The sequence below is a fragment of the Aeromonas jandaei genome (assembly GCF_037890695.1).
GTDB classification, from domain to species: domain Bacteria; phylum Pseudomonadota; class Gammaproteobacteria; order Enterobacterales; family Aeromonadaceae; genus Aeromonas; species Aeromonas jandaei.
This window is the reverse complement of the sequence record NZ_CP149571.1, coordinates 3,576,338-3,588,884: the sequence shown is the minus strand read 5'-3', so window position 1 is coordinate 3,588,884 and position 12,547 is coordinate 3,576,338. Positions and strand designations below refer to the sequence as shown.

The 12,547-nt window shown below is 61.2% G+C and carries 1 protein-coding gene; it reads left to right on the top strand.

The annotated features are described in order from the left end of the window. Window positions 1–18 precede the first annotated feature (18 nt). Window positions 19–12,495, top strand: coding sequence for a retention module-containing protein (locus WE862_RS16715; protein ID WP_339058648.1), 12,477 nt, complete (start codon window positions 19–21; stop codon window positions 12,493–12,495). Window positions 12,496–12,547: the final 52 nt, after the last annotated feature.

The window sequence follows — 12,547 nt, the reverse complement described above, 5'->3', positions numbered from 1 at the left end:
CACCTTGGAGCAATGGATATGCGTACTCAAGTCATCGATAAAACCGTCGTTGTATCGGGTGTTGAAGGCAACGTAGAGATAGTGCTGGCTGATGGAACTCAGCGTCCTTTGCAAAAAGGCGAGATTTTACAACCCGGTGCCAAATTGGTCATCGCCGATGATGCCAAGTTGGCCCTTTCGCCCTACGATGATTCCCCTGCAAAGAACCAGCCAACCGGTGCCGATGAGGCTCAACCCGATCAGCCGCAGGGTGGTACAAATGCCAATGGTGATGGAGCGCCTTCCGATATAGCGGCTTTGCAAAAATCAATCTTGCAAGGTGTTGACCCGACTCAAAACTTTGAAGCGTCAGCCGCAGGTGGTGCTCCTGCAGCCGGTGGTGGCGGTGGTGGGATTGGTGGGGTCGCGGGAACGAGTGGTAATGGTGGCTTTGTCACTATCGACCGTGTCGGAGACGCCACAATAGCTGCTGCCGGTTTTGATACAACCTACGATACGACACCTGTGCTCGATCAAGCTCAGGCTGCAGACCCGCTGTTGGTAAATGTACTGGCAGATCTGGATGAAACAGTGACTACCCAGGAGGATTCGCCTATCAGCGGCAATCTTCTGGATAACAGTACCAACCCTGACGGGCCGGCTACCGCCACGATCGTCTCTTATGACTGGGGGATTAATATCGGGGTTACGGCTGGTGTTGCTGCAACAATTACCGGTGTTGGAACCCTGATCATCAATGCAGATGGTAGTTACACATTTACACCGGCAACCAACTATGACGGGGCTGTTCCTGCTGTCACTTATCAAGTAACCGATGGGCAGGACACCGTATCGTCAACTCTTGTTATTACTATTACTCCGGTCGATGAAGGGGTAAATCTGCAAGGGTTGGCAGTTGAAGGTGGGGAAGTGCAGGTGAGTGATGCCAATCTGGCAGATGGCTCTGCACCAGATGCCGCTAAATTGACTCAAAGCGGCACATTTACCTTCAATGCTCCTGATGGGGTTCAGCTACTGAGTGTGGGGGGACTTCAGCTGATCAGTAATGGTGCAGTCGTGACCTTGCCGCAGTCGGTTGATACCCCTTTGGGTAACACATTGCAAATTACGGCCATCACCTACGACCCGGTTACGGGGAATGGCTCAGTGACCTACAGCTATACCCTTCTTGATAACGAAGCTCATCAACAACCGGCCAACAACACTCAGTTGGGTGAAAACCTCGTAGTGACACTGACGGACGATGATGGAGATACGACCAGCGCCACTCTGGATATTACAGTGCTGGATGATGTTCCAAACCAGAGTGTGGGCGTGGCGGAAGAGGCTGACTTTGGCGGCTTGTCGGTGAGCCTGGACGAGACTGTTGGCAAGGGAGACACCTATAACAGTAGCGATGTGGATGATGGTTACGTCAGTGACGATGTGAGCGGGGCACTGGCACAGGCCACCACTGCGATCGCTGGTGGTCTTTTGTCGCTCTTTACCAGCAGTGGCAGCTATGGTGCTGATGGCGCAGGCAGTACGACAGGTAGCTTCAGTTTTGTGGGCGTGGGCAGCGAGGGTGTCGAGACCAACCTGTCGGCGACCGATGGCGGTGCGATTACTCTCAATGCCGTGAGCGCGACCGAGCTGCAAGGGGTGGACGGTGACGGTGATGTGGTGTTCAGCATCAAGATCGTGACCGTGGATGGCGTTGCCCAGCTACAGACCACCCAGTTTGAGGCACTGTCTCATGGTAACATCGGCCTGTTTGATGAGTCGCTCTCACTGTTGTTGAGCGGCCAGAACTCTCTGGGTTTGCAATACAGCGTAACCCGGGTGGATGGCGATGGGGATAGCGTCACAGACAGCGCCACAATTAGTCTGGTAGATGGCGAGCGTTCGGTATTCAACTTTGACGATGACGGCCCGCGTGCCGGGCTGGCAGAAGAAGCCCCGCGTCTGGGTGCAACCGTGGATGAAAGCCTGGCCAGTCTGGGCGGCGTTGGCGGTGACGGGGTGGTCAATGCCAGCCTGAGTGCGGCCGACGTACAGGCCCAGTTCGCGCCGGCCTTCGGTGCCGACGGGGCGGGCAGCATCGGCTACAGCCTGGCGCTGAGCGGCAGCAACGTGGCGAGCGGCCTGTATGCGGTCGACCCGCTGGCTGCGAACGGGCAGGGTGCGGCCATCGTGCTCAATCAGGTGGGCAACGTCATCACCGGCAGCGCCGGCGGGGTGGACTACTTCACCCTGACCATCAACCCGACCACCGGGGAAGTGACCTTGGCTCTGCTGGACAACGTTTGGCATGGCGATACCAGCAATGCAGATGACAGCGTGGCGCTGACCGTGGGGCAGGGCGTGCTGACGTTGGTGCAGACCGTGACCGATGCCGATGGCGATAGCGCCAGCGCGTCTGTGAACCTTGGCACCAACGGTGTGTTCCGCTTCGAGGATGACGGCCCGCGTGCCGGGCTGGCAGAAGAAGCCCCGCGTCTGGGTGCAACCGTGGATGAAAGCCTGGCCAGTCTGGGCGGCGTTGGCGGTGACGGGGTGGCCAATGCCAGCCTGAGTGCGGCCGACGTACAGGCCCAGTTCGCGCCGGCCTTCGGTGCCGACGGGGCGGGCAGCATCGGCTACAGCCTGGCGCTGAGCGGCAGCAACGTGGCGAGCGGCCTGTATGCGGTCGACCCGCTGGCTGCGAACGGGCAGGGTGCGGCCATCGTGCTCAATCAGGTGGGCAACGTCATCACCGGCAGCGCCGGTGCAGTGAGCTACTTCACCCTGACCATCAACCCGACCACCGGGGAAGTGACCTTGGCTCTGCTGGACAACGTTTGGCATGGCGATACCAGCAATGCAGATGACAGCGTGGCGCTGACCGTGGGGCAGGGCGTGCTGACGTTGGTGCAGACCGTGACCGATGCCGATGGCGATAGCGCCAGCGCGTCTGTGAACCTTGGCACCAACGGTGTGTTCCGCTTCGAGGATGACGGCCCGCGTGCCGGGCTGGCAGAAGAAGCCCCGCGTCTGGGTGCAACCGTGGATGAAAGCCTGGCCAGTCTGGGCGGCGTTGGCGGTGACGGGGTGGCCAATGCCAGCCTGAGTGCGGCCGACGTACAGGCCCAGTTCGCGCCGGCCTTCGGTGCCGACGGGGCGGGCAGCATCGGCTACAGCCTGGCGCTGAGCGGCAGCAACGTGGCGAGCGGCCTGTATGCGGTCGACCCGCTGGCTGCGAACGGGCAGGGTGCGGCCATCGTGCTCAATCAGGTGGGCAACGTCATCACCGGCAGCGCCGGTGCAGTGAGCTACTTCACCCTGACCATCAACCCGACCACCGGGGAAGTGACCTTGGCTCTGCTGGACAACGTTTGGCATGGCGATACCAGCAATGCAGATGACAGCGTGGCGCTGACCGTGGGGCAGGGCGTGCTGACGTTGGTGCAGACCGTGACCGATGCCGATGGCGATAGCGCCAGCGCGTCTGTGAACCTTGGCACCAACGGTGTGTTCCGCTTCGAGGATGACGGCCCGCGTGCCGGGCTGGCAGAAGAAGCCCCGCGTCTGGGTGCAACCGTGGATGAAAGCCTTGCCAGTCTGGGCGGCGTTGGCGGTGACGGGGTGGCCAATGCCAGCCTGAGTGCGGCCGACGTACAGGCCCAGTTCGCGCCGGCCTTCGGTGCCGACGGGGCGGGCAGCATCGGCTACAGCCTGGCGCTGAGCGGCAGCAACGTGGCGAGCGGCCTGTATGCGGTCGACCCGCTGGCTGCGAACGGGCAGGGTGCGGCCATCGTGCTCAATCAGGTGGGCAACGTCATCACCGGCAGCGCCGGCGGGGTGGACTACTTCACCCTGACCATCAACCCGACCACCGGGGAAGTGACGCTGGCCCTGCTGGACAACGTTTGGCATGGCGATACCACCAGTGCAGATGACAGCGTGGCGCTGAGTGTGGGCAAGGGCGTGCTGACGTTGGTGCAGACCGTGACCGATGCCGATGGCGATAGCGCCAGCGCGTCTGTGGACCTTGGCACCAACGGTGTGTTCCGCTTCGAGGATGACGGCCCGCGTGCCGGGCTGGCAGAAGAAGCCCCGCGTCTGGGTGCAACCGTGGATGAAAGCCTGGCCAGTCTGGGCGGCGTTGGCGGTGACGGGGTGGCCAATGCCAGCCTGAGTGCGGCCGACGTACAGGCCCAGTTCGCGCCGGCCTTCGGTGCCGACGGGGCGGGCAGCATCGGCTACAGCCTGGCGCTGAGCGGCAGCAACGTGGCGAGCGGCCTGTATGCGGTCGACCCGCTGGCTGCGAACGGGCAGGGTGCGGCCATCGTGCTCAATCAGGTGGGCAACGTCATCACCGGCAGCGCCGGCGGGGTGGACTACTTCACCCTGACCATCAACCCGACCACCGGGGAAGTGACCTTGGCTCTGCTGGACAACGTTTGGCATGGCGATACCAGCAATGCAGATGACAGCGTGGCGCTGACCGTGGGGCAGGGCGTGCTGACGTTGGTGCAGACCGTGACCGATGCCGATGGCGATAGCGCCAGCGCGTCTGTGGACCTTGGCACCAACGGTGTGTTCCGCTTCGAGGATGACGGCCCGCGTGCCGGGCTGGCAGAAGAAGCCCCGCGTCTGGGTGCAACCGTGGATGAAAGCCTTGCCAGTCTGGGCGGCGTTGGCGGTGACGGGGTGGCCAATGCCAGCCTGAGTGCGGCCGACGTACAGGCCCAGTTCGCGCCGGCCTTCGGTGCCGACGGGGCGGGCAGCATCGGCTACAGCCTGGCGCTGAGCGGCAGCAACGTGGCGAGCGGCCTGTATGCGGTCGACCCGCTGGCTGCGAACGGGCAGGGTGCGGCCATCGTGCTCAATCAGGTGGGCAACGTCATCACCGGCAGCGCCGGTGCAGTGAGCTACTTCACCCTGACCATCAACCCGACCACCGGGGAAGTGACCTTGGCTCTGCTGGACAACGTTTGGCATGGCGATACCAGCAATGCAGATGACAGCGTGGCGCTGACCGTGGGGCAGGGCGTGCTGACGTTGGTGCAGACCGTGACCGATGCCGATGGCGATAGCGCCAGCGCGTCTGTGAACCTTGGCACCAACGGTGTGTTCCGCTTCGAGGATGACGGCCCGCGTGCCGGGCTGGCAGAAGAAGCCCCGCGTCTGGGTGCAACCGTGGATGAAAGCCTTGCCAGTCTGGGCGGCGTTGGCGGTGACGGGGTGGCCAATGCCAGCCTGAGTGCGGCCGACGTACAGGCCCAGTTCGCGCCGGCCTTCGGTGCCGACGGGGCGGGCAGCATCGGCTACAGCCTGGCGCTGAGCGGCAGCAACGTGGCGAGCGGCCTGTATGCGGTCGACCCGCTGGCTGCGAACGGGCAGGGTGCGGCCATCGTGCTCAATCAGGTGGGCAACGTCATCACCGGCAGTGTCGGTGCAGTGAGCTACTTCACCCTGACCATCAACCCGACCACCGGGGAAGTGACCTTGGCTCTGCTGGACAACGTTTGGCATGGCGATACCAGCAATGCAGATGACAGCGTGGCGCTGAGTGTGGGCAAGGGCGTGCTGACGTTGGTGCAGACCGTGACCGATGCCGATGGCGATAGCGCCAGCGCGTCTGTGGACCTTGGCACCAACGGTGTGTTCCGCTTCGAGGATGACGGCCCGCGTGCCGGGCTGGCAGAAGAAGCCCCGCGTCTGGGTGCAACCGTGGATGAAAGCCTTGCCAGTCTGGGCGGCGTTGGCGGTGACGGGGTGGCCAATGCCAGCCTGAGTGCGGCCGACGTACAGGCCCAGTTCGCGCCGGCCTTCGGTGCCGACGGGGCGGGCAGCATCGGCTACAGCCTGGCGCTGAGCGGCAGCAACGTGGCGAGCGGCCTGTATGCGGTCGACCCGCTGGCTGCGAACGGGCAGGGTGCGGCCATCGTGCTCAATCAGGTGGGCAACGTCATCACCGGCAGTGTCGGTGCAGTGAGCTACTTCACCCTGACCATCAACCCGACCACCGGGGAAGTGACCTTGGCTCTGCTGGACAACGTTTGGCATGGCGATACCACCAGTGCAGATGACAGCGTGGCGCTGAGTGTGGGCAAGGGCGTGCTGACGTTGGTGCAGACCGTGACCGATGCCGATGGCGATAGCGCCAGCGCGTCTGTGGACCTTGGCACCAACGGTGTGTTCCGCTTCGAGGATGACGGCCCGCGTGCCGGGCTGGCAGAAGAAGCCCCGCGTCTGGGTGCAACCGTGGATGAAAGCCTGGCCAGTCTGGGCGGCGTTGGCGGTGACGGGGTGGCCAATGCCAGCCTGAGTGCGGCCGACGTACAGGCCCAGTTCGCGCCGGCCTTCGGTGCCGACGGGGCGGGCAGCATCGGCTACAGCCTGGCGCTGAGCGGCAGCAACGTGGCGAGCGGCCTGTATGCGGTCGACCCGCTGGCTGCGAACGGGCAGGGTGCGGCCATCGTGCTCAATCAGGTGGGCAACGTCATCACCGGCAGCGCCGGTGCAGTGAGCTACTTCACCCTGACCATCAACCCGACCACCGGAGAAGTGACGCTGGCCCTGCTGGACAACGTTTGGCATGGCGATACCAGCAATGCAGATGACAGCGTGGCGCTGACCGTGGGGCAGGGCGTGCTGACGTTGGTGCAGACCGTGACCGATGCCGATGGCGATAGCGCCAGCGCGTCTGTGGACCTTGGCACCAACGGTGTGTTCCGCTTCGAGGATGACGGCCCGCGTGCCGGGCTGGCAGAAGAAGCCCCGCGTCTGGGTGCAACCGTGGATGAAAGCCTGGCCAGTCTGGGCGGCGTTGGCGGTGACGGGGTGGCCAATGCCAGCCTGAGTGCGGCCGACGTACAGGCCCAGTTCGCGCCGGCCTTCGGTGCCGACGGGGCGGGCAGCATCGGCTACAGCCTGGCGCTGAGCGGCAGCAACGTGGCGAGCGGCCTGTATGCGGTCGACCCGCTGGCTGCGAACGGGCAGGGTGCGGCCATCGTGCTCAATCAGGTGGGCAACGTCATCACCGGCAGCGCCGGTGCAGTGAGCTACTTCACCCTGACCATCAACCCGACCACCGGAGAAGTGACGCTGGCCCTGCTGGACAACGTTTGGCATGGCGATACCAGCAATGCAGATGACAGCGTGGCGCTGACCGTGGGGCAGGGCGTGCTGACGTTGGTGCAGACCGTGACCGATGCCGATGGCGATAGCGCCAGCGCGTCTGTGAACCTTGGCACCAACGGTGTGTTCCGCTTCGAGGATGACGGCCCCAAAGCAAGCAATGTTCAGGCTGCCTTGGTTCTTGACGATGAAGGCCTTGTTGGCGGGATCAATGGTGGTTCTGGTGATGTTGCAGGGGCCAATACCAGCGTCACGGGCAATCTGGTTTATCAGGCTGGGGCTGATGGCCTCAAATCGCTTGAACTCTCCGGGCCTACTGCGTTGGGAAGTGAAAGTGTGACCTCAACGTGGGATGCCCAAAGTGGAACCTTGTCTATCAGTTCCACTCGCGGTCTCTTGATGACGGTCACCATTACCGACCCGAGCACTGGTGCCTACTCGGTGAAACTTCTGCAGCCCTTGATGCACACAGGGACTGATACCGAAGATAATCTCACCCTCAATGTGGGCTACAAGGTGACAGATGGCGATGGGGACAGTGCCAGTGGCGTACTTGCCGTCACCATTAACGATGATACACCGACAATCCAGGTGGGTGAGCTGTCCCTGACTTCCTCAGTCACCTTCCTGGGTAGCAACGCCGGTTATTCAAATAGCTATGGCTACTACGTCAAAGGTGATGATGGCACTCCGTTGTCCGGCAAAGTCATCTGGGCAAATGTGCACAGTCAGAGTGTGGGAAGCCAGACAGATATCAGTTCGCTGGATCCTGCTCATACCGGATTCTTTGTTATCCCCAATGGAGGAGCCAATCCCGGTCTTGTAGATGGTGCCGCTGTCACATTCCAGTTTATTAATGGCAAGTGGCAGGCATTCGTTGGCAGCACTGCGTTGAGTGGGGCCGATGGTGCCAACATCGTGTTCAGCGATGCGAGCCTCAACCCTGGCGGTTCACATTTGCAGGATACCGGTAGCGCAGGCAACCAGAACTGGGAGGATATGACCCTCAACTCGGATTACGACTACAACGATGTCAGCACCACTGTTACTTGGGGCGGTGCTGTGCAGTTGCAGGTCGATGAGTCCAACCTCAATCATGATGCAACAGCTGACTTTAGTGGTGTGTTCAACGTACAGCCGGGGGCTGATGGTCTGGGATCCCAGAGCTACAGCCTGAATGTACAAAATGCCAACTCTGGTCTGATTGATACCGCCACTGGTGAGCAAGTTCAGCTGAGAATGAATGGTTTGATCCTCGAAGGTCGCACGGCCACAACTGGCCAGCTGGTATTTAGCCTCACGGTCGACAGTAGCGGCAAGGTGACCCTTGATCAGCTGCGGGCTGTAGTTCACCCAACCTCTGATCCCGATGAAGCCACCTTTTTGGGCTCTGGCCACGTTAATTTGACTTTGACCGTCACCGATAAGGATGGAGATCACGCAAGCGGGGTTCTGGATATCGGTAAGGTCATCAGCTTCAAGGACGATGGCCCGAGTATCAGCGCCAACGCAGTAGTGCAACTGGACGATGATGCCTTGGCGGGCGGCATAGCTGGTGGCACGGGCGACGACCCGAACGCGGTCAATGTCAGCGGAACCCTGGGCCACAGCTTCGGTGCCGACGGCGCTGGCAGCATCCAGTGGCTGACCAGTGGTGCACCGGGCGGTTACACCTATGAAGCGGGGTCTGGTGGTTCACTGCTGGTCAAACAGGCTGGCGTGACCGTGCTGACGGTGACGCTGAACAGCGCCACGGGTGCCTACAGCGTGACGCAGAATGCGCCGATCAAGCATGCCGACGGCAATGACGAGAATAACGCCACCTTCACGCTGAGCTACCGTGTTACCGATGCCGACAAAGACAGCGTGGATGGCAGCCTGACCATCAACGTCGACGACGACACCCCGACGGTCAGCGCTAACGCAGCAGTGCAACTGGACGATGATGCCCTTGCGGGCGGCATAGCTGGCGGCACGGGCGACGACCCGAACGCGATCAATGTCAGCGGAACCCTGGGCCACAGCTTCGGTGCCGACGGCGCTGGCAGCATCCAGTGGCTGACCAGTGGTGCACCGGGCGGTTACACCTATGAAGCGGGGTCTGGTGGTTCACTGCTGGTCAAACAGGCTGGCGTGACCGTGCTGACGGTGACGCTGAACAGCGCCACGGGTGCCTACAGCGTGACGCAGAATGCGCCGATCAAGCATGCCGACGGCAATGACGAGAATAACGCCACCTTCACGCTGAACTACCGTGTTACCGATGCCGACAAAGACAGCGTGGATGGCAGCCTGACCATCAACGTCGACGACGACACCCCGACGGTCAGCGCTAACGCAGCAGTGCAACTGGACGATGATGCCCTGGCGGGCGGCATAGCTGGCGGCACGGGCGACGACCCGAACGCGATCAATGTCAGCGGAACCCTGGGCCACAGCTTCGGTGCCGACGGCGCTGGCAGCATCCAGTGGCTGACCAGTGGTGCACCGGGCGGTTACACCTATGAAGCGGGGTCTGGTGGTTCACTGCTGGTCAAACAGGCTGGCGTGACCGTGCTGACGGTGACGCTGAACAGCGCCACGGGTGCCTACAGCGTGACGCAGAATGCGCCGATCAAGCATGCCGACGGCAATGACGAGAATAACGCCACCTTCACGCTGAGCTACCGTGTTACCGATGCCGACAAAGACAGCGTGGATGGCAGCCTGACCATCAACGTCGACGACGACACCCCGACGGTCAGCGCTAACGCAGCAGTGCAACTGGACGATGATGCCCTTGCGGGCGGCATAGCTGGCGGCACGGGCGACGACCCGAACGCGGTCAATGTCAGCGGAACCCTGGGCCACAGCTTCGGTGCCGACGGCGCTGGCAGCATCCAGTGGCTGACCAGTGGTGCACCGGGCGGTTACACCTATGAAGCGGGGTCTGGTGGTTCACTGCTGGTCAAACAGGCTGGCGTGACCGTGCTGACGGTGACGCTGAACAGCGCCACGGGTGCCTACAGCGTGACGCAGAATGCGCCGATCAAGCATGCCGACGGCAATGACGAGAATAGCGCCACCTTCACGCTGAGCTACCGTGTTACCGATGCCGACAAAGACAGCGTGGATGGCAGCCTGACCATCAACGTCGACGACGACACCCCGACGGTCAGCGCTAACGCAGCAGTGCAACTGGACGATGATGCCCTTGCGGGCGGCATAGCTGGCGGCACGGGCGACGACCCGAACGCGGTCAATGTCAGCGGAACCCTGGGCCACAGCTTCGGTGCCGACGGCGCTGGCAGCATCCAGTGGCTGACCAGTGGTGCACCGGGCGGTTACACCTATGAAGCGGGGTCTGGTGGTTCACTGCTGGTCAAACAGGCTGGCGTGACCGTGCTGACGGTGACGCTGAACAGCGCCACGGGTGCCTACAGCGTGACGCAGAATGCGCCGATCAAGCATGCCGACGGCAATGACGAGAATGACGCCACCTTCACGCTGAGCTACCGTGTTACCGATGCCGACAAAGACAGCGTGGATGGCAGCCTGACCATCAACGTCGACGACGACACCCCGACGGCGAATGCAGTAACCAACTCGGGGCAGGCCACTCAGGTGCAAAATACCAACCTGATGTTGATCCTCGATATCTCCGGCAGTATGGGTAATGCATCCGGCTATCAGGGGATGACCCGGATGGAGGTAATGCAGAAGTCGGCGCTGGAGCTGCTTGATCGATACGATGCCAGTGGCAATGTCATGGTTAACATTGTGACGTTCAGTACTGCAGCGGCCAATCCGACAGGTACCTGGGTCACTGTGGATGCGGCTAAAGCAATTATTCTGGGCCTGTCACCGACCGATTCGACAAACTATGACGATGCGCTCAATGATGCCATCAATGCCTTTGGCGCTGGCGGTAAGCTGGCAGGAGCGCAGAACGTCTCCTACTTCATGTCGGATGGGGCTCCCAACTATTCGACGGTCAGCAACTCGGCAACTGTCCCCGACGGCTCCAATAGCTTCGGCGATGGTTCCGGGATCAGCACTGCCAATGAGAAGGACTGGACGGATTTTCTCAGAGTAAACAGCATCAACTCGTTTGCTCTGGGAATGGGGTCAGGGACAACGTCGTCACAGCTGGATCCGATCGCCTATAACGGTGTAACGGCAACCAATACATCGTCGATTATGGTGACTGATTTCAGTCAGTTGGCATCGACCTTGGTCAGTACGGTAGTGGCCCAGCCGGTTTCCGGGCAACTGCTTAATGGTGGGTTGACCGCGAGTGCTGGTGCAGATGGTGGCTGGCTGGAATCCATTACGGTGGCTGGCGTGACCTATCACTACAACCAGAAGAGCGACAGTGTGAGCGTTACCGGAGGAACCTCTGTCGGGACATTCGATACTGCTACCAACGAGTGGTCGATTGCCGTGGCAGGAGGGGTTCTCAAGGTGGACATGGATAACGGCATGTATACCTATACCCCGCCGTTAACCATTCCTGCCGGCGGGATCAATCAGGTATTTGGTTACAGTGTGAGTGACTACGATGGTGATACTGCATCGAGCACTTTGGCGATAACCATCAATCCTGCTGTTGCCCCCATGGTGGTGCGTGACGACTTTGTCATCACCAATCAGGATCCTGTCTCCATTCCGGATTGGGCTCTGCTTGCCAATGACTCCGGGCCACTTGTTGGCACCCAGGCGATCAGTGGTGTCTCCAATGCCGTTGGCGGCACGGTTACCGACAACACCGGGTTTGTCTCGTTCGATGACGGTTCGGGCAGTGCAACGCCGAGCTCGTATGACGGTTCGTTCGTCTACACCAACAGTACGACCACCGATACCGGCAAGGTCTATGTCGATGAACAGAGCGGAACCACCCTCACGGGGGGCTACCTCGACGAGATCCTGATTGGCGGTTCTGGCGACGAGACGCTGAACGGCAATGGCGGTAACGACATCCTGTTTGGCAATGGTGGCAAGGACACCCTGAATGGTGGTGTGGGTGATGACATTCTGGTTGGTGGCAGTGGCAGCGATACGCTGACCGGCGGCTCGGGCAGCGATACCTTCAAGTGGGGCGCTGGTGATGTGGGTGGCACCGATGTGATCAAGGACTTCACCACCGGAACTGGCGGCGATGTGCTGGATATCAGTGAGTTGCTCAGCGGCGAGCATGCCAACAAGACATCGCTCGATGCTTATCTCACCTTCACCACAGGTCCGGGCACTGGCAAATCCACCCTCACGATTGACCTTGATGGCTCAGGCAGCGGCAGTTCGACCCACGTTATCCAGTTTGACAACATCGACCTGACACTGGGAGGAACACGCAATGACCAGACCATCATTGAAGACCTGTTGAATCAGGGTAATCTGAAGGTTGATCCGTAATCTTGTCTTGGGGCCGGGCTTGCCTGGCCCCTGTTTTTTCCCCTGAGGGATG